The sequence below is a fragment of the Thaumasiovibrio subtropicus genome, assembly GCF_019703835.1.
In the GTDB taxonomy this organism is placed as follows: domain Bacteria; phylum Pseudomonadota; class Gammaproteobacteria; order Enterobacterales; family Vibrionaceae; genus Thaumasiovibrio; species Thaumasiovibrio subtropicus.
The window spans coordinates 971,267-991,895 of the sequence record NZ_AP023055.1; the positions used below are offsets into that span (position 1 = coordinate 971,267).

Below are 20,629 nucleotides of genomic sequence, written 5' to 3' on the forward strand. Positions count from 1 at the left end.
TATGTTTGAATGGATTGGTGAGTCTTTTCGATATTTGCTCGACTTTATATTGCGTGTCTTGAAAACGCTTCTAGACGCCCTTCTTGATTTGCTCTTCATTATCATAGAAATACTCTTTGATATTTTAATTCCCGTGATTGAGGCTGTTTTTGAAGGGCTTTTCGATTTGTTCGATTTGAAAGCGTACGTTGATATGCTTCCTGATGCGGTTGCGGGAATAATGGGGGCAATTGGGATACCTGAGGCAATGAACATAATAATGGTGGCTATCGGAATTCGTATTATCTTGCAGCTTATTCCTTTTGTTCGATTGGGGTCATAATATGTTAAATCTAATTGTGGGTAGACCAGGTGGCGGAAAGAGTTACGAGGCGGTAAAGACGCATGTCATTCCTGCTATCGAGACGGGGCGCATGGTGATAACTAATCTCCCTCTTGAAGTTGACCAGTTCTGCGCAGTGTACGGCGAGCAGTGTCGTTATCTTATTAAAATCGTTGAAACCAACTACGACCAATACGGAAACCGCGACCGTGCTTTTTCGGCTCCTGAGCATTACCAGTCTGACTGGCGTGACAGTCATGGCCGTGCGCCGTTAATTGTTGTTGATGAGTGCCATATGGTGCTACCACGCCAAGGCGCTGATGTTAAAACGCTTGAATTCTTATCTATGCATCGACATCACGGCTATGACATTACGTTTATTACTCAGAGTCACAAGAAGTTACACAGGGACGTGTGTGACATGGTTCAAAACTGCTATCGTTGTCAAAAAGCTTCTGCTCTTGGTGCTGATAATCGTTATGTGTATAAGGTGCAAGATGGTGTTACTGGCGCTGTCGTTAAAGAGGAGATAAGAAAGTATGAAAAGCGCTACTTTAAGTTCTATAAGTCTCACACTGCCTCTAAAGGCTCTGTTAATGAGCAAGGAAGTAGTGATATAACGCCTATTTGGAAAAAATGGTACGTTTTAGCGCCTGCTGTGTTGTTGCCTATTACTCTATATTTTGCCGCTTCATCAATGTCAAGTATTCTTAATAAAGGAACCGAGGAGAAAGTTAAAGATGAGTCATTCGAGACGAATCAGATTGAAGAAATCGAAATAAATACCATCGAGCAACTTAGTTCATCCATTGAAAATCCGGAATCAATAACAGAGCCAACTCAAGAAAATAATAAAGAACATTCAGAGTCTTCAAAAAAACACCCTCTTTCGGAGTTTCGAATCTACACAAAAGGATATATCAGCCAAGCGGTTAAGTTTGAAAGCGTGGAGACTTATGACCCTTCTCTTAATTACACAAAAGTCTACTATTCTATGTATTCTAGTGGCAACGAGCAATTTCAACTCACAAAGAAGGCAATAGAAAAGATGGGTTACACGGTCACTGTCTATGATGAGTGCGTTAGCAAGTTGACGTATGAGAATGAAGAGATATATGCGTTTTGCCGTAGAGATGTATACAAATCAGATGATTCTGGCTTTATAACTCTTGATGATGCAATGCCTATATAGAAATTAGGAGGGGACCCCGCTTGCGGGGAGGTTGTCCTAATTTGCTATATGGGCACCCTATCCCCTAAATGCCCTCTACCCGCCCTTGATGTGCTCATAGGTGCGACGCTTATCCCTCACTCTCAGGACGCTAACTGAGCAAGAGCGCGCTTCGTGGGCGTCTCATTTTTCGATTTTGCATCAATGTGGGTTCGAATGAGCTTTGGTGTATCGCATCATCGCTGCGCATGCTTAGCATCGTCTCTTTTGGCTCACTTACCACCCCTCACTCCCCTTGCCCTAATAAGCCCGCTTTTGCTCTTTTTGCTCTGCGGTTCTGTCGGTGGGCGCCCCCCGTCTAGTAAAACGGGGGGAAGAAACTCCCCCACACACATAACTCTCTTTTATTCGCTGTCCCGCTTTTGCTCTTAAAATCAGGTCGCCTCAAAGGGCGCCCTCCTCTAGTCTCTTTATCTTAAATACCTTTGCAAAGCTCTGGCGGTCTTCATTAGCGTTGTCACTTCGGAGATGTCCGGCTCTGCTCCTATTTGCAGTAGATAGTACCCTGTGACGACTTGATGTGGCTTTAACTCCCACCCCTCCGGCGTTATCAAATACTTTCCGTTGAATTTCCAGTCTTGCCACTCTTCATCGAACCACTGTAATGTCCGCCCCTTCGCCATTCGCATTAGCCTTTTGCATATCGGTGGTATCTCTTTTCCCGAGTCCCATTTTTTGACACAGCTCGCAGTTTTAAAACATAGCGCGGCGGCCTCTTCAACGGTCAATCCACATACAACTTCACGAAAATATACATTCTTTTGTCTGTATCTAAAATTCTTCGTATTTATGTGCATTATCTCTTACCTTTCCTTTGATAATTTCTCCAAAAGAAGGATTGTAAACAATTGTTTTGAAACGATTTTCGAGTTAGCTAACCTATTTAACATAAGCGATACGCACTGGGACGTTGTAACGCCATGATTATTAAATCTTTTCTGACGCGTTATCACTTGTCGAGCACTGACCAGCAAGCAACGATGATGCGTGTTGCTCACTGACCAGTACCTTATTACAACTAGATTTTGTTTATCAGGATTGGATTAAGATGACTAGCATACTTCTCATTGCAGAAGTCACAGCCACACATTTGACCACCACATGAACACAGCTTTTCTTCATTGTGTAGTTCATGAGTAAAAGCAACGATGGCACCACAGTCACCGCAGATACAGTAACGTTCTTCATCATACTCATTCATCGTTTTTCTCCAACATGGAATCGCTTATATTCTGTTTACGTCGCCAACCGAACATACATGCAGAACTGACAACACCACGACGACGTTCGAAGTGATCTTCAACCGCCATCATTAAGTCATTCATGTGGATAGCTATCATCGGAGTTGATGGACCTTGCGTGTTATAAAGCAGCATCACACAGTCATCTACCTTGTCTTTCGATAATGGATTATCGCGCTGTAAAAAAGCCACACGCTGTGTCATCTCATACGGTAACGGACTACGTGGTAACGGTGGATTATAAGCATTACGCGACTTATAACTGAGCCCAAGTGAACCCGCAACACGACGCACTTTATCAACTGATATTCGAAGTTTATCAGCGATAGCTTTCGCGCCGTATAATGCGTAGTGACGAGCAATATACTCAACTTTGTCTTGAGGCACCTTTGGGCTAGTTGTAACACCAAGGGCTTTCAGTTTGACGCGGATTGATGATGGAGAACGCTCTAATTTCCTAGCAATTTGCTTAATGGTTTTCCCCTGCTCTACCATCTCTTTTAATTGTCTAATTTCAAGCTTAGTGTAGCGCCTAATCTTAGGCTGTGGTTTGGACGATGTAGATGTAGGCTTATGAAGTGTATTGATATTTTCCTGTATGTTGTCAGGTTTAACCTTCTTCAGTAAGTCGCTGAACATACATGCCGGTTGTGATAAATTAGTGCCTTCCATGATTTGGCCTCCTAGCCATGATTGTGGAACGCGCCAAGGTGGTGAGAGACCTTGGCGCACCCTTTCCTTAAAGCTCCAGTTCCAACGGTTCTATCATTTGCCCGAACCTTTTTAATTCAAGTGCACCAAAGTTATTAACAACAAAACTAGAGCTATGAACTGTATAAACTCCGGCTTCATAAGGCGGTTGCCCCTCCTCAACTTGTAATTTCATTAACGTAGGAAAGCGACCTGAGATATGAGCATAAGCATCTTGCTCCCTGATCGTTCGCGGTGGCTTTCCTTCCTTACCAGGGGATATACGTGTATTAATTTTCACATCGTCTTGGAAGATTTCGATTTTTAACATGGTGATTGCTCCTAGATTGGTTGTTGTTAAGCGATAGCTTTAAATGGCAATACGTTTGATTCGGCAACGACTGGCATCTTGTACCAGTCCGGTGCAGTTAGCGGCTGTACTTCAATGCGCTCAGAGCGTTTAAGCGTCGGACACATACGGCTGACATCGAACATCTGACCTATATCGATACCAATGACTTTTAAGCGCGCTTTATGCTCATAAAACTGTCTTTCAGAGAGAACCTGACGTAGGTCTTCACCAAGTTGCCACATGGTAAAATAATGCATAGTGACATTGGCTTTCCGCATGGTATCGACCGCGCCTGCGGCCAGTAATTGATGAGCTATAGACTGGTGTTCGTCATGGGATATCTGGATTGTATTCATGGCATTCTCAATGTCTTGTAAGTGCGGATAGAAGTCTTTTTCGGTGACGATTCCATAGAACTGGAGGTTATGTCGTTTCAACATGGTTTGTCTTAAACTGTGCTCTTCACGAACGACGCCCGTCGATTCGCAGTAGTCGATTAAATTTTTTATGTATTCAACGATTTCAGGTGCGACGCCTAGCTTCTTTCTTTGGTCTTTCTTTAAGTGTCGTTGTAGCTCAACAGCCTTGTTATAGAGCTTACTCATCACCCACGTAGACCCTTCACCCCAGTTACATGTTTGTCCATCTGGATAGAGTTTCGGTTTTCGACCACGCCCTATCTGCATTGATGACAAGCCTCGGATAAATGACTGCTCCTTGCCCTTGCCTACTGAGTGATTTCGAGTCCAATCTATCAAGGTGATTTCCGCCCCATCACCAACCAATGAAGACGCTTTGCTCTCTGGAGTTTGGCGGTGGTGTAATCGTGTGTTCTTGGTAAACAATGGTAAGTCGAACGAGGCCAGAACATGGTTATAGACCTCAACACACTCATCCAGTGTCTGAAGGCCGAACACATTATCCACCCTTTGCCAGCGAGACGGGTTCCCCTCAACACGCACACGCATACCATCACAACGAACGGTCAACTTAGTACTGAATGAACCTTCCAATACTTTCTGATTAACAGATGGAGGAAGCTTTTCACCTGTTTCTAGCTCTACCCGTTCAATAACATGTCGGCCAACAAGCGGAAGACCACCTTCATGATGGTCTTGCTGCATAAAAAGTTGGTCTATAAAAAACATGCTCTCAGAAAACCCTGTCAAGAAGTTAAACTTACATTTTTGTGTTTGCCAACATACACACTTGTATATGCCAATCATAAGGTATATAAAGGTAGGTGTAAACTTAAACATTAATAGGTGTGGATATGGATGACTTAACGATGAGTATTGGTGAAGTGCTTAAAGACCGACGTTTAGCACTGAGTATTAAGCAGGAAGATATTGCAGAGCAGATGAATGTAACTGTTCAAACAGTTAGCAAGTGGGAACGAGGCGTCACAGAGCCCAAAGCTCGTGATGTAAGTAAACTCGCTGAGATTTTGCTCGTAACCGAAGGCGAAATTTGCCGTGGAGAACTTAACTCGGCCAATGTCTCTAAAATGGATTTCATGAAGAAAATCGCCAGCATAAAAATGAAACTCGATGATGTGGCATTTTTCTCGACCGTCTACGATTACATCCCTGACAAAAAAGGGCTATTAGATAAACTTGAGCATGAGCTACTAAGACAACAAGCAGAAGAGCACTGGATGGTGATCGATGAAGCAGAAAAAGAGAATTGGTTTGCTTATTTAGAGTACAAAAAACGCCAAGAGCGGAACGAGATTTTATCTGATATATATGAAGCAGAAGGTCAGGAAGGTGTAGACAACTACCTTAAATCCGAGATCTAATCACTTAAAATCAAAACCGCACTGCTTATGCCGGTGCGGTTTTTTTCATACTTGAGATAGTGAAGTTATGCGGAATTCCGCAGTTAGTTGGGGTGTAACAGAAACCCCAACTTGCTTTGATAACATTTCAGTAACAGTCCAGTCTGAGAAAGCCAGTAAGAAGAATATGATATTCCGACCATAAACCACTATTAAAGTATGTGGTTCGAGAAAAGCGCACAGGTCTGGGCAGCAAGCTTCGCCCACATCCCCGTGCGATTTTCTCTCTTCTCACCTCACTCTATCACTCTCTTGCTGATGCTTTCTCTTGTCATTCGACAGTCAAAATCCGAGTTGTTGAAGATTCAGCAAAGAGCGAGCTTAGTAGTGAAGCGGTTTTTATTTTTGGATAGATCAAGAACAGAGGAAACATCGAGCGCTTGGCGGTGATGAGAGCGCAGGCCATCATTCGAACCCACATTGAAACCACACCGAAAAAGGAAGCCACGACAAAGCGTGCTTTTGTTCATGAAAAGTATGAAGAAAGGAATTAAGACGTCGCACCTATCCCCTTAGTGCGTATTAGAAACATTATGTGTACGGGCTTTTGCTGGTAAGCGATTCTCCCTCTCGGCATGTCGTTTGCCAGCAAGCTGACAACCACAATGAGCACTTCACTCGCCCACTCTTACTGGCTCAAAAGTCGGTCAGTGCTGGCGCAATGATACTGACCGCAACCACTCAACATAATGTCAGTACATCTAATACGCACTGGGACGTTGTAACGCCATGATTATTAAATCTTTTCTGACGCGTTATCACTTGTCGAGCACTGACCAGCAAGCAACGATGATGCGTGTTGCTCACTGACCAGTACCTTATTACAACTAGATTTTGTTTATCAGGATTGGATTAAGATGACTAGCATACTTCTCATTGCAGAAGTCACAGCCACACATTTGACCACCACATGAACACAGCTTTTCTTCATTGTGTAGTTCATGAGTAAAAGCAACGATGGCACCACAGTCACCGCAGATACAGTAACGTTCTTCATCATACTCATTCATCGTTTTTCTCCAACATGGAATCGCTTATATTCTGTTTACGTCGCCAACCGAACATACATGCAGAACTGACAACACCACGACGACGTTCGAAGTGATCTTCAACCGCCATCATTAAGTCATTCATGTGGATAGCTATCATCGGAGTTGATGGACCTTGCGTGTTATAAAGCAGCATCACACAGTCATCTACCTTGTCTTTCGATAATGGATTATCGCGCTGTAAAAAAGCCACACGCTGTGTCATCTCATACGGTAACGGACTACGTGGTAACGGTGGATTATAAGCATTACGCGACTTATAACTGAGCCCAAGTGAACCCGCAACACGACGCACTTTATCAACTGATATTCGAAGTTTATCAGCGATAGCTTTCGCGCCGTATAATGCGTAGTGACGAGCAATATACTCAACTTTGTCTTGAGGCACCTTTGGGCTAGTTGTAACACCAAGGGCTTTCAGTTTGACGCGGATTGATGATGGAGAACGCTCTAATTTCCTAGCAATTTGCTTAATGGTTTTCCCCTGCTCTACCATCTCTTTTAATTGTCTAATTTCAAGCTTAGTGTAGCGCCTAATCTTAGGCTGTGGTTTGGACGATGTAGATGTAGGCTTATGAAGTGTATTGATATTTTCCTGTATGTTGTCAGGTTTAACCTTCTTCAGTAAGTCGCTGAACATACATGCCGGTTGTGATAAATTAGTGCCTTCCATGATTTGGCCTCCTAGCCATGATTGTGGAACGCGCCAAGGTGGTGAGAGACCTTGGCGCACCCTTTCCTTAAAGCTCCAGTTCCAACGGTTCTATCATTTGCCCGAACCTTTTTAATTCAAGTGCACCAAAGTTATTAACAACAAAACTAGAGCTATGAACTGTATAAACTCCGGCTTCATAAGGCGGTTGCCCCTCCTCAACTTGTAATTTCATTAACGTAGGAAAGCGACCTGAGATATGAGCATAAGCATCTTGCTCCCTGATCGTTCGCGGTGGCTTTCCTTCCTTACCAGGGGATATACGTGTATTAATTTTCACATCGTCTTGGAAGATTTCGATTTTTAACATGGTGATTGCTCCTAGATTGGTTGTTGTTAAGCGATAGCTTTAAATGGCAATACGTTTGATTCGGCAACGACTGGCATCTTGTACCAGTCCGGTGCAGTTAGCGGCTGTACTTCAATGCGCTCAGAGCGTTTAAGCGTCGGACACATACGGCTGACATCGAACATCTGACCTATATCGATACCAATGACTTTTAAGCGCGCTTTATGCTCATAAAACTGTCTTTCAGAGAGAACCTGACGTAGGTCTTCACCAAGTTGCCACATGGTAAAATAATGCATAGTGACATTGGCTTTCCGCATGGTATCGACCGCGCCTGCGGCTAGTAATTGATGAGCTATAGACTGGTGTTCGTCATGGGATATCTGGATTGTATTCATGGCATTCTCAATGTCTTGTAAGTGCGGATAGAAGTCTTTTTCGGTGACGATTCCATAGAACTGGAGGTTATGTCGTTTCAACATGGTTTGTCTTAAACTGTGCTCTTCACGAACGACGCCCGTCGATTCGCAGTAGTCGATTAAATTTTTTATGTATTCAACGATTTCAGGTGCGACGCCTAGCTTCTTTCTTTGGTCTTTCTTTAAGTGTCGTTGTAGCTCAACAGCCTTGTTATAGAGCTTACTCATCACCCACGTAGACCCTTCACCCCAGTTACATGTTTGTCCATCTGGATAGAGTTTCGGTTTTCGACCACGCCCTATCTGCATTGATGACAAGCCTCGGATAAATGACTGCTCCTTGCCCTTGCCTACTGAGTGATTTCGAGTCCAATCTATCAAGGTGATTTCCGCCCCATCACCAACCAATGAAGACGCTTTGCTCTCTGGAGTTTGGCGGTGGTGTAATCGTGTGTTCTTGGTAAACAATGGTAAGTCGAACGAGGCCAGAACATGGTTATAGACCTCAACACACTCATCCAGTGTCTGAAGGCCGAACACATTATCCACCCTTTGCCAGCGAGACGGGTTCCCCTCAACACGCACACGCATACCATCACAACGAACGGTCAACTTAGTACTGAATGAACCTTCCAATACTTTCTGATTAACAGATGGAGGAAGCTTTTCACCTGTTTCTAGCTCTACCCGTTCAATAACATGTCGGCCAACAAGCGGAAGACCACCTTCATGATGGTCTTGCTGCATAAAAAGTTGGTCTATAAAAAACATGCTCTCAGAAAACCCTGTCAAGAAGTTAAACTTACATTTTTGTGTTTGCCAACATACACACTTGTATATGCCAATCATAAGGTATATAAAGGTAGGTGTAAACTTAAACATTAATAGGTGTGGATATGGATGACTTAACGATGAGTATTGGTGAAGTGCTTAAAGACCGACGTTTAGCACTGAGTATTAAGCAGGAAGATATTGCAGAGCAGATGAATGTAACTGTTCAAACAGTTAGCAAGTGGGAACGAGGCGTCACAGAGCCCAAAGCTCGTGATGTAAGTAAACTCGCTGAGATTTTGCTCGTAACCGAAGGCGAAATTTGCCGTGGAGAACTTAACTCGGCCAATGTCTCTAAAATGGATTTCATGAAGAAAATCGCCAGCATAAAAATGAAACTCGATGATGTGGCATTTTTCTCGACCGTCTACGATTACATCCCTGACAAAAAAGGGCTATTAGATAAACTTGAGCATGAGCTACTAAGACAACAAGCAGAAGAGCACTGGATGGTGATCGATGAAGCAGAAAAAGAGAATTGGTTTGCTTATTTAGAGTACAAAAAACGCCAAGAGCGGAACGAGATTTTATCTGATATATATGAAGCAGAAGGTCAGGAAGGTGTAGACAACTACCTTAAATCCGAGATCTAATCACTTAAAATCAAAACCGCACTGCTTATGCCGGTGCGGTTTTTTCATACTTGAGATAGTGAAGTTATGCGGAATTCCGCAGTTAGTTGGGGTGTAACAGAAACCCCAACTTGCTTTGATAACATTTCAGTAACAGTCCAGTCTGAGAAAGCCAGTAAGAAGAATATGATATTCCGACCATAAACCACTATTAAAGTATGTGGTTCGAGAAAGCGCACAGGTCTGGGCAGCAAGCTTCGCCCACATCCCCGTGCGATTTTCTCTCTTCTCACCTCACTCTATCACTCTCTTGCTGATGCTTTCTCTTGTCATTCGACAGTCAAAATCCGAGTTGTTGAAGATTCAGCAAAGAGCGAGCTTAGTAGTGAAGCGGTTTTTATTTTTGGATAGATCAAGAACAGAGGAAACATCGAGCGCTTGGCGGTGATGAGAGCGCAGGCCATCATTCGAACCCACATTGAAACCACACCGAAAAAGGAAGCCACGACAAAGCGTGCTTTTGTTCATGAAAAGTATGAAGAAAGGAATTAAGACGTCGCACCTATCCCCTTAGTGCGTATTAGAAACATTATGTGTACGGGCTTTTGCTGGTAAGCGATTCTCCCTCTCGGCATGTCGTTTGCCAGCAAGCTGACAACCACAATGAGCACTTCACTCGCCCACTCTTACTGGCTCAAAAGTCGGTCAGTGCTGGCGCAATGATACTGACCGCAACCACTCAACATAATGTCAGTACATCTAATGCGCACTGAGACATGTAAGCGCAATTTAGTAATGTTCGGTTTGAACCAGTTAGAAATGTCCTCTTATGCTAATTAAAAATTGGCCTTTGAGGATCTCAACCGATGCTGATACCTACGAATGACCTTGACATTAACCGCTTCAAAGTTCTGCAAGATGTCCGTGAGCGCCGTCTACGTCACGTTGATGCAGCCGAGATGCTGACCACTGATCATTGATTCTGCTCGTTTTTTCTCGGTCGATACGTCGGTTAACACGTTTACGGCTAACTGCAGTACCACGTTCCTTTAGCGCCGCATCGACGTTTGGGCTACCATACCGCCCCTCACTTTTATGACCAGTCAATAACCCAATTGGATTCTGAAAAGTAGCCAACCAAGCTTTCGTAGTCTTCAACCCAGTCGTCATAACCCTCTGAAGACTTCTGATTGAATGATCTGGATATACAAATTAAGTAGCCACCTGTACTTTCTGAATCATCAAGAATACGGACCTCAAAGCCAGCATCATCACCACTGATTATCGTTCCAACTTGCCCAATTTTGATCATGCCCTCTCCTAGCACATAACGAATGGCATGGATTCCCCCTCATGAAGATCTGCCACACTTAAGTGGTCGCTGTGAGAGTACTGGAGGTAACCCTGTCACATTCCATCTGTTATTGCGGTGTTGACCTTGCCAAACACTATTTTAATTTGCACGCGGTTGATGCACGTCGAACCACCCAGAGCTCAGTTGCTCACAAACATAGCAACTATACCATCTATGCTTAAAGGACTAGAAGCTTGTAGCGAAGGACGCTACTGGGAGAGAAAGTTCAACAAACCGCTTGATTTCTAAATGGCGATGATGCTAGCCATGCAATGTAAGCCTGTTTTCAAAACCACTTGTTCACGACTTTTAGAAACAGTCAAACCTTAGAAAGTGGCTATCATTGCCCGCGCTCGCAAGATCGTTGTAGTACTGAGTTCAATGTTACGAGATGGCGTTATGTGGGATGAAAATATAGCCAAAATTTAGCTGTTGACGCCATAATCGTTTGTTAAAACACAATTGCTACACGTCACTCTCCGTTAGCATTTGACGACAATTTCGAACTGTAAGAACACGAATTTCATGAGTGAAGCTATAAATGATTCTATAGTGACCAAACAAGATTTCACGATAATTGGTATGAGGCAGCTCAGGAACCATTCGCCCCATTTCAGGCATACTCGAGAGCAGATCAGTTTTATCGAAAACCTCGTTAACCCAGTTCTCTGCTGCGACTGGATTATCCATTGCAATAAACTCAGCTGCATCACCTAACTTTTGCAATGCTAGTGGTGACCAGACCACTTTCATTTCTTAATACGCTCCAACACTTGAGCACGAGCGTCTTCATTGGAAACACCTAAATCTGAAGCTAACTGTGCTTCAGCTATACGCATTTCTTCCAGTAGCTCAATTTTCTCTTGCATTGCTTCATATTCCGCAACATCAAGGACAACCGCAACACCTTTACCACGTTGCGTGATGACTAGTGGTCTACGAGTTTCGTTGATCTGTCTAATAAATGACGTTACGCCAGCACGAAATTCAGACAAAGGCTGAATATCTTGGTCAAAGCGGATACGGCTCATATTGAACTCCTAATGGTACAATTTAACGTACAAATAGTAGTTCAACTAGCCACTTTGAGCAATAGTTTGATTTTGTGTTGTAACGCTTGTATCGATAATAAGCACTCCAATCGGGTGATGTGAGACCAAGGATCTAGTTGCAACTACAGTTTTCTATGTAGCAGTTCGTTTAAGCGCTGGCTCCTCTATCGAGAGACCGATAACAAACATGAACACGACTTAGGACTTCAAGCATAAACCTCGAATAGTCGACTGGGTCACGAACCCGCATTACGCAAGCATGAGTTAGCTTGTTATGAATGCCAAAATCAATCAAAGCATCAACATTGGAGTTGATACTGGCAAAACACAATTAGACATCCACATCAGGCCACTAGACCGATTTTTTCAGTAGAGAGTAACGATAAAGGCGTCAAAAAAGCACTCAAAACGATTAGAGTCATAGCCCTGAACGTACCGTTATTGATGCTACAGGCCGATTAGAAATACCTGTTGCTTTAAGCTACCTATTGTTAAAGCAAACCCTGTCCACATAAAACGATTCGCTGGCGCTATTGGCTGCAGAGCCAAAAATGATCGTCTAGATGTAGAGTTGAACGCTCACTATGGAGAAGCAATCAAACCAGCTCTTACTGTCATCAAAGCAAAAAACATACGCCTGTTTTATATGCTGGCATGATGAATGATCTGAACCAGCTGTTTTAGACACTGAGTTAAGCGAGTAAAATCACTTAGCGAGGTAAACAATGACAAACACTAAAACACGTATTAAGCACACTGAAGAGTTTAAGGAGCAGGCGCTTAAGCTTGTTGAAAGAACATCGGTTACAGAGGCTGCACGACAACTCAATTTACATGCATCCCAAATATACGGCTGGCGTAAGATTGCAAGGAAGGACTCCACCAGTGAACGCGAGGCTGACCTTGCAGCCGAAAACGCTCGTCTGAAGCGCCTCCTCGCTGAGCAAGCGGAGGAGCTTGAAATAGTAAAAAAAGCCGCCACCTACTTCGCGAAGCATCTAAAGTAGCAAGCTTCGAGTTCATGCAAGTGCACATTGAGCAGTTCTCTGTAACAGGAATGGCCAAGGTTCTTGCTGTATCGCGTAGTGGGTTTTACTACTGGTTAAAGCATCGTCATGAAATCAGTCAACGAGAAAGAGCACGTACTCTGCGTGACATAACGGTCAAAAAAGCGTTCGAAGCTAGCAAAGGCCGGGACGGTGCAAGGCGTATCCAGGTAGGGCTGGCAGAGCAAGGGAACAAGCACAACCTCAAGACGATATCAGAGAGTATGAAAAGGCAAAGCCTGGTTGCAAAAGCTGCGCGTAAATTTAAGGTCACGACAGATGGTAAGCATTCGTTACCCGTTGCACCTAACCTTCTGGAACAAGACTTTACTGCTGATGCACCGAATCAGAAGTGGGCTGGCGATATCACTTACTTGATGACAAGTGAGGGCTGGCTTTATCTTGCTGTAATTATTGACTTGTACTCTAGACAGGTAGTCGGCTGGTCGATGGGTAACCGTATGACAGCAAGCTTAGTCGGAGATGCGTTGAAAATGGCACTGTTCCGTCGTGGGCTCCCTGAAGAGGTCATTGTTCACAGCGACCGAGGCAGCCAATACTGCTCGAAAAGTTACCGCGAGATAATCCACTCCCATAATTTAAAACAAAGCATGAGTCGAAAAGGAAATTGTTGGGATAATGCTTGTGTAGAAAGCTTCTTCCATTCGCTAAAAGTTGAAGCTATCCATTACGAACCGATTATGACTAAAGAAATGATGCGGCAAACGGTATTTGAATATATTGAGGTTGATTACAACCAAACAAGAAGGCACAGTGCGCTAGGGTATCTAAGCCCTGTCGTATTTGAACAGAAGAATGTCGCTTAACTTGGTGTCCAATCTTGTTGGGGTAGATCAGAATGACCTCCTAGACCTGTCATGCGTGTCCGGTAAAACGGATCAAGCCCAGTGTCTGATGCAAGCTATTGTTAGCTTACAACTCGATAGCTTCTGCAGAGTTACATATAACATAGCCTTCACCTAAGAATAATATGCCAACGTCAAGCTTAGGCGAATAAGCATCGACAAGTGACAACTCCAGTAACCCTTTAAGATTTTCTTTATACAGTGACATCAATTCTTTTGGGCCGCTTTCCAAAAGACCGTAACCTCCTCGAAGCAAAGCAATAGACGGAAAACCATACTGCTTCCATGAGCCATAAAACTTGCGGTGAGCTTCGTTCATTATTTCCACGACACTCAAAATGTCGGTCGGTTGAGATGAAAAATACAGTTCTGCTTGAGGAGAAACATAGTTGGCTAAAATTGGGTGCTCATGAGTCCAAGACACAAACTCAATGCTGCCTAATCCCAATGAATTTTTAACAACCCCCTTAGCTAGAATCATAAATGAGCGTTGAGAGCTATCACCCCAGTCATCGCAAATTAGCTCAATAACGATTCCTGAAGGGACTTCCTTGATAGAAATTACTCTAGGATTCAGGTCTATATATATTTTTTCTTCGAGTATTCGTAACATGCTGAACCTGTACGCTAACGCTTTATATACGGATTTTTCCGTATAACTTCCCTGATTCCAATTCCGCACAACATGCCAGCCCTGCATAGAGTGGATGGCTTTAGTTGTCTATAGACAATAATTTACATCAAATCATGTGATCTTGCGAGTCATATTATACGGAGAAAAGCATTTATTCTTCGACATATGTGTTTCAATTAGACAAAGCAATAGCTAGCCCAAACACAGCTGCTCATTCTTAATCGAACTCAACCTTAAAAATCGCACCTGCTAACTTCTTTATAATGCGTGAATTATGGATAAAAAGACAACCCACAGAATCTAATTTGGTGAAGGGATGTAAATTGCTGTGACAACATGCAACTTGATACCGACGCTAAACGAGACTGAGGTCTCGTCTAGCGCCGTGTGTTGCTTCACGTGGATGATCTCTTCTCATCACCTGAACCCACCCGCGCTTTACCTAGCCCGCTCTTAGTGCTTTCAGCGTGAAAATCAGGTGATGATGTCGTCATCGGTGTTGGTTGTTGATATAACGCGTTAATTCTCTTATGGTTTTCATGAATTTAAAGTTCAACTCTTTCTAAAACAACGAATTCGCTCAACCTTACAATGCCTCTTGATTTCAGAGATAAGTGCATCAGGTGAACTATTAAGTTCTTGATGTTCCATAGAGAAAAACAAGTCAGTTTTAAGTGGGTGCTGTACACCCCGTTCGAGCATCAATATTAGGCCATCAATTAGGCCCTCTAATTCTTCTGGTGACATTGAGTCACTTGGGTAAAAATTTTTCTTAGCTCACTACGAAATTCTCGCTCGCTGTACTCATACAGATAATCGTGCATCTTCATTTATTTCCTTTTATTTGACTGGATGAAGCCCACTGCTTTTACCTCAATATAATCTTGATGTTACAAATCTTATGTCATTTATATGATAAGGAAGACCACCATGTTGTAAATTTTCCATATGGTGAAGAGAATATTTAACTATTCCTCCATATTGATACTTTTATAGCAACCGGAGCTAAACCTTTTTTAAATTAGAGACTGATCAGGGCAGGAGCATACTTTGATGGATTTATAACCCAAAGAAAACTCTTGCCCTATAATCGTCGTTCCAACCCGATTTTTTCAGCTTCACTTTTTGACTCGGTGCACCACAGTCGCATTGCTTGAGCATATTCATCACAAAACGTCTGAATAACGCAATGTTTTCAACCGCACCATCTAAAGTGATACGAGAGCTATCTTCTTTAAAAACAACATCTAAAACATAGTGTTGACTGTTCTCAATCCGCCAATGCTGGCGAATATAGTGGCCCAGTAGTTTGTGATTCGGCGATAAAGAACTTATGTAGTATGAGGTATCTACAGTGCCTTTACCGTTGATCACACGATGGCGTTCCACTGCTATAATGCTTCTTACCGTCGGCCACTTCTCCGACAGGTCGGCAGGCAATTTGGCCTTTAGCTGAAACACGTATCGCTCCTCGCTGCGTCCATGTTTTTTCTCTTTGATTTCAGTGACTATTTTCTCCTTGCCTGCATCAAAAACTGCTTGGAACTGCGCCACAACAGCCGCTCTAAGCTTAGGCTGATTATTCTTAACCTGGACAACAACATGGGCTTGCTTTTCTTTGATTTTCTCTAATGTTTCACGCTGACAATGCAGTGCATCAACCGTGACAACGCTACCCTTTACATTAATAACATCAAGCATTTGGCGGACAATGCTTATCTCACCATTTTAGTCTCAGTCGGCTTTTGACTCAGAACGAGACCACGCTCGGTGTCGTACGCCGTGACCAACTGCAATGCTGTTTTTCTATCGTTACGATAGGAGCCTCGAAGTACTTTTCCGTCAAAGGCGATAATGGGGCTGCTGTCCTGACCAGTTCGTTGTTCGTTTATCCAAAGAGCTAAAGCCTCAAGCAAAGATTCGGCAACAACGGAACGCAAGATACGAGCTATCGTGTGTCTGCGAGGGATACCATGTTCGAATGGTCTGTATTTTCTTAGCCAGTCGAGCTTTTCTTCTCCATAAAATTCAATGTCTTGCCAGCCTTCGCATCCTGATGCAATGGCACTAATCACAAGGAACATCACGTCGATGATATCGTGCTTCTGGTTGATGTTCGACCGAGTATCTTCTACAACAGATAAGTGTTCAATAAGGTTCACAATTGCTATATTTCAGAGGGTTTGGCGCAATTAGATCACATTAGCTATCAAAGTGCGATCCCGCCCTGAGAGACTGATTAACTGGAGTAAACTGAGTACGGTATTTTTCAATACTATTCTCGAAATTCTTTCTCGCTGTTAAATGCACCATACTCGAGCAGTCTTTCTGCAACTTCGGGAGGAATCGTTGCGCCCAAGTCAGTGTCAACACCTTGGTCTAACCAATAATCATCAGATTGCTTTGGTTCAATTCCTTCATTGTAACAGTCTGAGCGGTCGGAATACGTGGACACAGCGATGTTTACCGTAAAGCGATGAAAGGTTCGAGCATTGGCTGCGGTAAAACAACGAGCCTAGCCGCTACTATGGTTAATACCCTAACTTATCTTTGACTTATTCTTCGGCCTATAATTAAGAAAAACCAAGAAAAATGTAAAAACGTGATGCAAAACATGACATAGCTCGCTTCCTATGAAGATATTTGTACTTCACTTTTATGAAGTTTGAAATAATTACAAGTCACTAATTGTTAAGCTCAATCTATAGTTGAGGGCATTATTATCTACATCATCTGGCTAGCGATAAATATAGTGGTTTACTTTGCTTTGAGTTTCTTTAATGCAAGTATCGCACGTGACTACGGATTAAACTATGTAGGGTGGCTTATTACATCCATTATAATTACTCCCCCGGTAGCATTATTCATTCTCATTTTTGTAGCAAAAGGGAAAGAGCATGAAAGAGCGAAATCCAGATTTAATGCTTTGAAAGACAAGTACATTGAAATGTATAGAAGCTATGAACCTGTAGCAAAACACATTCTGTCTTTTCAATCAGCCTATGATTACTTGAAGATTAACAGAGACTTCGATAAAGGCAAAATCGATACAACTGAACTTAGTAGTCTTATCGACGGATTGTCAAATACAATTGAGCATGGAATATTGCCAGCGAAATACATCCTTTGTTCAAGTGCCAATTCAACAGAGTTAACTATTAAAGTACGTCAAGTTACTATTGAAAGGCTTATTTTAATCGGAGCAATTAAACGTAGTGACTTAGAAAGTATGGACAACTAACGCATGGATAATTCATTTATGTTTCATTTTGGATTAATGACGCCTATATGGATTGTTTTAATTCACTTTATTGCAAGCTTTATAATTGCCACTTATGCATCAAGACGTGGTATGAGTTTGTTTTTGGTTTATATTTTCACTTTTACTATCTCCTATTCTAGCATTTGGATACGCTGTGATAGCAGGTAGAAACTTGAAATTCGAGCAAAAGAACGCGACCAGCAATATGAAAAAGAGCGACATATTTTTATAGAATTATATTGTAAATATGAATCTTTTATCGATGATCAAAAGATTAAAGATGCCTATGAGGCTCTCGCGTTTACAAAACAAAGCGAAGCGTCTCCATTTACAAAGTCACATATTCAGCTTCTCATAAGACAAGTAGCAACATATGTGTCGGATGCTTTATCATTGGATTTATTGGAGGTCAGTAACACTAGTCCAGCCGGAGCTTTAGAAGAAAACTACTCATTGTTTGTTCGCGAGGAAATAAGCTTAACTGAGTTTGAGAAAAGGAAGAAAGCATTTCTAGCAAAGATCTAGGTAGTACACTGTCCGATAGATGGTATTTCGAGATGAGTTAATTCTTCTCTCTGCTCTTTTTAATTAATGGTTGACGACAATGGCAAATATGCCACCTATACCTATAGGGCAAGAAGCGTGTAGCGGCGAACGCGACTGGGAGAGAAAGTTCAACAAACAGCTCGATCTCTAAATGGCGATAATGTCAGCCATGCAATGTAACGCTGTTTTCAAAACCACTTATTCAAGATTTTTAGAAACTGGAAAACCTAAGAAAGTGGCTACCATTGCCTGCGTTCGCAAGATGGTTGTAATACTGAATTCAATGTTGCGAGATGACGCCATAGTCGTTTGTTAGATTACCCTTCACACAAATCGCACGATTTAATCATATTGACCATTTCACGCGATGAGCTATAATCATACTCAAATCTAGCTTTGGAGATTGATTATGCATACATTAACAGCAAATGATGCTAAACGTAATTTTGGTGAGCTACTCCTTAGCGCCCAACGTGAACCAGTGAAGATTAGCAAAAATAGTAAAGATGTCGTAGTAGTCATGTCTATCAAGGACTACGAGGAGCTGGAGGCAATGAAAGCTGAACACATCAAACATTGTTTCGAGTCAGCCACACAAGACTTAGCACAAGGCAATGTTGTTGATGGTGAGGATTTTTTAAGCGCCTTATAACCTTTTATGCAAAAGAATAGATACAAACTGAGTAAATTAGCTCAGGCTCATTTAAGAAAAATTAAGAGCTATACTGTCAACAATTACTCTGAAACTCAGTGGCACACCTACAAAAATAAGCTATTAACCGGATTTCAAATGCTTGCCGACAATCCAGCCGTAGGTCGCAGCTGCAATGAAATTTATCCAAGTGGTTTTTACTTTTCTGTGGGCAAACACACAGCCTACTTTACTAAGGAAGACGGCTTCATTTTAGTTGTCGCTGTACTCGGCCAATCGCAACTCCCACAAAACCATTTATAACTTATAACATCACCCTGAAGTTAGAGTTGGGATGATGATCTTGGTTGAATATCAAGCCTTTGACTATAACTCCAGACAATAGCTTGCTATAACTATGCATTAATCTTCCTAACTGGTTGTAAGACCAGTGCCACACAACCCAAAAGTACGCCTATGCTCGTCGCGCCTATTACATTCATCCCAGCATAGTGAGTCAATATACCAACAGTGAATGAGACAAGAAAATAAATAGAGTAATGAAAGTAAGGAACGGTACTCCAATAACCACCACACTCACTACATTTGTTTTTGACTGAAGGCCGCGTTTTAGATTTATCGAAAGCTGATATTGATTTATCTTTGCAACATGGGCAATTAACCATTTTAACCATCCTCTCAGTGTAAAGTTTAATGGCTATCTTAACACGACAATAAGAAACTAGGTGCATTTTAAATGACAGTTATAGGGGAATTGTCTTCATTGGTGAGAATCCATTAAAGCCTTTTTACATATATATGAGTCATAAACATTAGTCTTGATTGAAACTCATTCCATGACATTTCTTGTTTTGAGGGGCTTCCCGGCCAAGGGTCTCGGATAACAACGCGACGAAAAATAGGGTTGTTAAAATTATCTACCGAATAGTATACGCCAGTTAACACAACAGCATGACCGATTCCGCCATTAGGATTACTTAGACCGACGATAAGAGGCCATCGATTGGCTAAATCTTGAACTATTTGGCTTCCTGAGTACGTGTATGGATTAGCATGAATCGAAGAGTAGCGCCCCCTATTATCAGGTGCCCAACCGCTTAGTGCATGAACAATTTGCTTTGGATTTGCTGGTCTATCAATTTGCGTGCCATAGATTCGTTGAACGACTTGTTCCTGTGCAACATAGAGCCCATGATAATTGAGAACCATTTGCACAGACGCAGCCCAGCACCAGTTTGCTTGTCTTTGTCTTCCGTTCTGGCTTGGGGATGCAAAAAACTCGAATTGATCTGATGGAACCCCAGCAACGAATAAGTTCTGCTGTAGTTGCTGAATTTCAGCACTAGAAATTGTACTAAAAATTAGAGTAAAGCTTAAAAAGCACCTACGAACAATCGAACTAAGTTTCATGACCATTTCTCCTCGTGGCTTCAACGCTTTATGTTAAAAATTTTCCTCCCCACTCTACTTATCTCTTAACACCTACTGCAATCTATGTGTTTCCTTTAAATAGAGCAACAGAGAGGGTAAAAGAGCTTAAACATACTAAACCATCCCTAGATGTTTTGTTTAACCAAACAGCCCTTTCAGCCCCGTTAACCTTGTATATATTGCGTGAATTATGGATAAGAAGACAACCCACAGAACCTGATTTGGTGATGGAATGCCT

Annotated in this window: 23 protein-coding genes and 4 pseudogenes; 11 read left to right on the plus strand and 16 right to left on the minus strand. The window is 42.4% G+C overall.

Annotated features, from left to right (window positions below):
* Position 1 precedes the first annotated feature (1 nt).
* Both TSUB_RS20720 and TSUB_RS20725 read left to right on the plus strand, forming a co-directional pair.
* Positions 2 to 322 carry a DUF2523 family protein gene (locus TSUB_RS20720; RefSeq protein ID WP_087023013.1) on the plus strand — a complete coding sequence of 107 codons (321 nt, stop codon included), beginning with the start codon at positions 2 to 4 and terminating at the stop codon, positions 320 to 322.
* 1 nt (position 323) lies between these two features.
* The gene (locus TSUB_RS20725) at positions 324 to 1,514 is read left to right on the plus strand and encodes a zonular occludens toxin domain-containing protein (RefSeq protein WP_087023011.1); all 1,191 of its coding nucleotides are present in this window, start codon (positions 324 to 326) and stop codon (positions 1,512 to 1,514) included.
* Positions 1,515 to 1,963: 449 nt separating this feature from the next.
* Here the strand turns inward: TSUB_RS20725 and TSUB_RS25105 are convergent, their stop codons facing one another.
* The 5 genes from TSUB_RS25105 to TSUB_RS20750 form a co-directional block, all read right to left on the minus strand.
* The gene (locus tag TSUB_RS25105) at positions 1,964 to 2,182 is read right to left on the minus strand and encodes a DUF3653 domain-containing protein (RefSeq protein ID WP_246616470.1); all 219 of its coding nucleotides are present in this window, start codon (positions 2,180 to 2,182) and stop codon (positions 1,964 to 1,966) included.
* A 389-nt stretch (positions 2,183 to 2,571) separates the two neighbouring features.
* A complete protein-coding gene (locus TSUB_RS20735; RefSeq protein WP_087016518.1) occupies positions 2,572 to 2,754 on the minus strand; it encodes a hypothetical protein in 183 nt (60 codons plus the stop codon).
* Positions 2,747 to 3,466, minus strand: a complete 720-nt coding sequence (locus TSUB_RS20740; RefSeq protein ID WP_087016517.1) for a helix-turn-helix domain-containing protein — start codon at positions 3,464 to 3,466, stop codon at positions 2,747 to 2,749. Before TSUB_RS20740 ends, TSUB_RS20735 begins: the two co-directional genes overlap by 8 nt.
* Before the next feature lie 67 nt (positions 3,467 to 3,533).
* Complete coding sequence (locus tag TSUB_RS20745) at positions 3,534 to 3,815, minus strand: single-stranded DNA-binding protein (protein WP_087016516.1); 282 nt, start codon at positions 3,813 to 3,815, stop codon at positions 3,534 to 3,536.
* Between the two features lie 26 nt (positions 3,816 to 3,841).
* Positions 3,842 to 4,984, minus strand: a complete 1,143-nt coding sequence (locus TSUB_RS20750) for a phage/plasmid replication protein, II/X family (RefSeq protein ID WP_087016515.1) — start codon at positions 4,982 to 4,984, stop codon at positions 3,842 to 3,844.
* A 125-nt stretch (positions 4,985 to 5,109) separates the two neighbouring features.
* Here TSUB_RS20750 and TSUB_RS20755 point away from each other — a divergent pair, with 125 nt between their 5' ends.
* Entirely contained in the window at positions 5,110 to 5,637 is a 528-nt protein-coding gene (locus TSUB_RS20755) for a helix-turn-helix domain-containing protein (protein WP_246616469.1), read from the plus strand.
* An 866-nt stretch (positions 5,638 to 6,503) separates the two neighbouring features.
* On the opposite strand, the gene TSUB_RS20760 is transcribed toward TSUB_RS20755, so the two are convergent.
* The 4 genes from TSUB_RS20760 to TSUB_RS20775 all read right to left on the minus strand — a co-directional run bounded on the left by TSUB_RS20760 (position 6,504) and on the right by TSUB_RS20775 (position 8,916).
* On the minus strand, positions 6,504 to 6,686 hold the full coding sequence (locus tag TSUB_RS20760) for a hypothetical protein (protein ID WP_087016518.1): 183 nt from the start codon (positions 6,684 to 6,686) through the stop codon (positions 6,504 to 6,506).
* On the minus strand, positions 6,679 to 7,398 hold the full coding sequence (locus tag TSUB_RS20765) for a helix-turn-helix domain-containing protein (protein ID WP_087016517.1): 720 nt from the start codon (positions 7,396 to 7,398) through the stop codon (positions 6,679 to 6,681). Before TSUB_RS20765 ends, TSUB_RS20760 begins: the two co-directional genes overlap by 8 nt.
* Before the next feature lie 67 nt (positions 7,399 to 7,465).
* A complete protein-coding gene (locus TSUB_RS20770) occupies positions 7,466 to 7,747 on the minus strand; it encodes a single-stranded DNA-binding protein (protein ID WP_087016516.1) in 282 nt (93 codons plus the stop codon).
* 26 nt (positions 7,748 to 7,773) lie between these two features.
* Entirely contained in the window at positions 7,774 to 8,916 is a 1,143-nt protein-coding gene (locus tag TSUB_RS20775) for a phage/plasmid replication protein, II/X family (protein ID WP_087016515.1), read from the minus strand.
* Positions 8,917 to 9,041: 125 nt separating this feature from the next.
* Here TSUB_RS20775 and TSUB_RS20780 point away from each other — a divergent pair, with 125 nt between their 5' ends.
* Positions 9,042 to 9,569, plus strand: coding sequence for a helix-turn-helix domain-containing protein (locus TSUB_RS20780; protein ID WP_246616469.1), 528 nt, complete (start codon positions 9,042 to 9,044; stop codon positions 9,567 to 9,569).
* Between the two features lie 1,072 nt (positions 9,570 to 10,641).
* Here TSUB_RS20780 and TSUB_RS20785 read toward each other — a convergent pair.
* Positions 10,642 to 10,860, minus strand: coding sequence for a hypothetical protein (locus tag TSUB_RS20785; protein WP_087016514.1), 219 nt, complete (start codon positions 10,858 to 10,860; stop codon positions 10,642 to 10,644).
* 291 nt (positions 10,861 to 11,151) lie between these two features.
* On the opposite strand from TSUB_RS20785, the pseudogene TSUB_RS25110 reads away from it, so the two are divergent.
* Positions 11,152 to 11,331: pseudogene (locus TSUB_RS25110) on the plus strand (IS110 family transposase); the annotation flags it as partial.
* Positions 11,332 to 11,367: 36 nt separating this feature from the next.
* Here TSUB_RS25110 and TSUB_RS20790 read toward each other — a convergent pair.
* Together TSUB_RS20790 and TSUB_RS20795 are read right to left on the minus strand one after the other, a co-directional pair.
* Positions 11,368 to 11,655 (minus strand): type II toxin-antitoxin system RelE/ParE family toxin, encoded by a 288-nt coding sequence (locus tag TSUB_RS20790; RefSeq protein WP_087016513.1) that lies wholly within the window; start codon positions 11,653 to 11,655, stop codon positions 11,368 to 11,370.
* Positions 11,652 to 11,933: a type II toxin-antitoxin system Phd/YefM family antitoxin gene (locus tag TSUB_RS20795; RefSeq protein WP_087016512.1), complete on the minus strand. Its 282-nt coding sequence runs from the start codon at positions 11,931 to 11,933 to the stop codon at positions 11,652 to 11,654. The genes TSUB_RS20790 and TSUB_RS20795 overlap by 4 nt, the downstream gene beginning before the upstream one ends.
* 295 nt (positions 11,934 to 12,228) lie before the next feature.
* Between TSUB_RS20795 and TSUB_RS25115 the strand changes: the two are divergent.
* Together TSUB_RS25115 and TSUB_RS20800 are read left to right on the plus strand one after the other, a co-directional pair.
* Positions 12,229 to 12,576 (plus strand): annotated as a pseudogene (locus TSUB_RS25115) (IS110 family transposase); the annotation flags it as partial.
* A 103-nt stretch (positions 12,577 to 12,679) separates the two neighbouring features.
* A protein-coding gene (locus TSUB_RS20800) for an IS3 family transposase (protein ID WP_221274594.1) occupies positions 12,680 to 13,827 on the plus strand; the annotation gives its coding sequence in 2 pieces (ribosomal slippage) (positions 12,680 to 12,929 and positions 12,929 to 13,827; 1,149 coding nt in all).
* 106 nt (positions 13,828 to 13,933) lie between these two features.
* Here TSUB_RS20800 and TSUB_RS20805 read toward each other — a convergent pair.
* From TSUB_RS20805 to TSUB_RS20815, 3 genes and pseudogenes are all read right to left on the minus strand, one after another.
* The gene (locus TSUB_RS20805; RefSeq protein WP_159065065.1) at positions 13,934 to 14,479 is read right to left on the minus strand and encodes a hypothetical protein; all 546 of its coding nucleotides are present in this window, start codon (positions 14,477 to 14,479) and stop codon (positions 13,934 to 13,936) included.
* 1,080 nt (positions 14,480 to 15,559) lie between these two features.
* Positions 15,560 to 16,662: pseudogene (locus tag TSUB_RS20810) on the minus strand (ISAs1 family transposase).
* Between the two features lie 113 nt (positions 16,663 to 16,775).
* Positions 16,776 to 16,955: a hypothetical protein gene (locus TSUB_RS20815; protein WP_087024803.1), complete on the minus strand. Its 180-nt coding sequence runs from the start codon at positions 16,953 to 16,955 to the stop codon at positions 16,776 to 16,778.
* 297 nt (positions 16,956 to 17,252) lie between these two features.
* Between TSUB_RS20815 and TSUB_RS20820 the strand changes: the two genes are divergently transcribed.
* The 4 genes and pseudogenes from TSUB_RS20820 to TSUB_RS20835 all read left to right on the plus strand — a co-directional run bounded on the left by TSUB_RS20820 (position 17,253) and on the right by TSUB_RS20835 (position 19,263).
* A complete protein-coding gene (locus TSUB_RS20820; protein WP_087024802.1) occupies positions 17,253 to 17,741 on the plus strand; it encodes a hypothetical protein in 489 nt (162 codons plus the stop codon).
* A gap of 718 nt (positions 17,742 to 18,459) precedes the next feature.
* Positions 18,460 to 18,624: pseudogene (locus TSUB_RS20825) on the plus strand (IS110 family transposase); the annotation flags it as partial.
* 93 nt (positions 18,625 to 18,717) lie between these two features.
* A complete protein-coding gene (locus tag TSUB_RS20830) occupies positions 18,718 to 18,960 on the plus strand; it encodes a type II toxin-antitoxin system Phd/YefM family antitoxin (protein ID WP_087023757.1) in 243 nt (80 codons plus the stop codon).
* 6 nt (positions 18,961 to 18,966) lie between these two features.
* On the plus strand, positions 18,967 to 19,263 hold the full coding sequence (locus TSUB_RS20835) for a type II toxin-antitoxin system RelE/ParE family toxin (protein WP_087023755.1): 297 nt from the start codon (positions 18,967 to 18,969) through the stop codon (positions 19,261 to 19,263).
* Positions 19,264 to 19,737: 474 nt separating this feature from the next.
* Here TSUB_RS20835 and TSUB_RS20840 read toward each other — a convergent pair whose 3' ends face one another.
* Positions 19,738 to 20,370, minus strand: coding sequence for a papain-like cysteine protease family protein (locus TSUB_RS20840; RefSeq protein WP_159064971.1), 633 nt, complete (start codon positions 20,368 to 20,370; stop codon positions 19,738 to 19,740).
* Between the last annotated feature and the right edge of the window lie 259 nt (positions 20,371 to 20,629).

What these genes read in the sequence shown, in the direction of transcription:
- TSUB_RS20720 (WP_087023013.1), top strand. Translation starts at nt 2, where the DNA reads ATGTTTGAATGGATTGGTGAGTCTTTTCGATATTTGCTCGACTTTATA.
- TSUB_RS20725 (WP_087023011.1), top strand. Translation starts at nt 324, where the DNA reads ATGTTAAATCTAATTGTGGGTAGACCAGGTGGCGGAAAGAGTTACGAG.
- TSUB_RS25105 (WP_246616470.1), bottom strand. Translation starts at nt 2,182, where the DNA reads ATGCGAATGGCGAAGGGGCGGACATTACAGTGGTTCGATGAAGAGTGG.
- TSUB_RS20735 (WP_087016518.1), bottom strand. Translation starts at nt 2,754, where the DNA reads ATGAATGAGTATGATGAAGAACGTTACTGTATCTGCGGTGACTGTGGT.
- TSUB_RS20740 (WP_087016517.1), bottom strand. Translation starts at nt 3,466, where the DNA reads ATGGAAGGCACTAATTTATCACAACCGGCATGTATGTTCAGCGACTTA.
- TSUB_RS20745 (WP_087016516.1), bottom strand. Translation starts at nt 3,815, where the DNA reads ATGTTAAAAATCGAAATCTTCCAAGACGATGTGAAAATTAATACACGT.
- TSUB_RS20750 (WP_087016515.1), bottom strand. Translation starts at nt 4,984, where the DNA reads ATGTTTTTTATAGACCAACTTTTTATGCAGCAAGACCATCATGAAGGT.
- TSUB_RS20755 (WP_246616469.1), top strand. Translation starts at nt 5,110, where the DNA reads ATGGATGACTTAACGATGAGTATTGGTGAAGTGCTTAAAGACCGACGT.
- TSUB_RS20760 (WP_087016518.1), bottom strand. Translation starts at nt 6,686, where the DNA reads ATGAATGAGTATGATGAAGAACGTTACTGTATCTGCGGTGACTGTGGT.
- TSUB_RS20765 (WP_087016517.1), bottom strand. Translation starts at nt 7,398, where the DNA reads ATGGAAGGCACTAATTTATCACAACCGGCATGTATGTTCAGCGACTTA.
- TSUB_RS20770 (WP_087016516.1), bottom strand. Translation starts at nt 7,747, where the DNA reads ATGTTAAAAATCGAAATCTTCCAAGACGATGTGAAAATTAATACACGT.
- TSUB_RS20775 (WP_087016515.1), bottom strand. Translation starts at nt 8,916, where the DNA reads ATGTTTTTTATAGACCAACTTTTTATGCAGCAAGACCATCATGAAGGT.
- TSUB_RS20780 (WP_246616469.1), top strand. Translation starts at nt 9,042, where the DNA reads ATGGATGACTTAACGATGAGTATTGGTGAAGTGCTTAAAGACCGACGT.
- TSUB_RS20785 (WP_087016514.1), bottom strand. Translation starts at nt 10,860, where the DNA reads ATGATCAAAATTGGGCAAGTTGGAACGATAATCAGTGGTGATGATGCT.
- TSUB_RS20790 (WP_087016513.1), bottom strand. Translation starts at nt 11,655, where the DNA reads ATGAAAGTGGTCTGGTCACCACTAGCATTGCAAAAGTTAGGTGATGCA.
- TSUB_RS20795 (WP_087016512.1), bottom strand. Translation starts at nt 11,933, where the DNA reads ATGAGCCGTATCCGCTTTGACCAAGATATTCAGCCTTTGTCTGAATTT.
- TSUB_RS20805 (WP_159065065.1), bottom strand. Translation starts at nt 14,479, where the DNA reads ATGTTACGAATACTCGAAGAAAAAATATATATAGACCTGAATCCTAGA.
- TSUB_RS20830 (WP_087023757.1), top strand. Translation starts at nt 18,718, where the DNA reads ATGCATACATTAACAGCAAATGATGCTAAACGTAATTTTGGTGAGCTA.
- TSUB_RS20835 (WP_087023755.1), top strand. Translation starts at nt 18,967, where the DNA reads ATGCAAAAGAATAGATACAAACTGAGTAAATTAGCTCAGGCTCATTTA.
- TSUB_RS20840 (WP_159064971.1), bottom strand. Translation starts at nt 20,370, where the DNA reads ATGAAACTTAGTTCGATTGTTCGTAGGTGCTTTTTAAGCTTTACTCTA.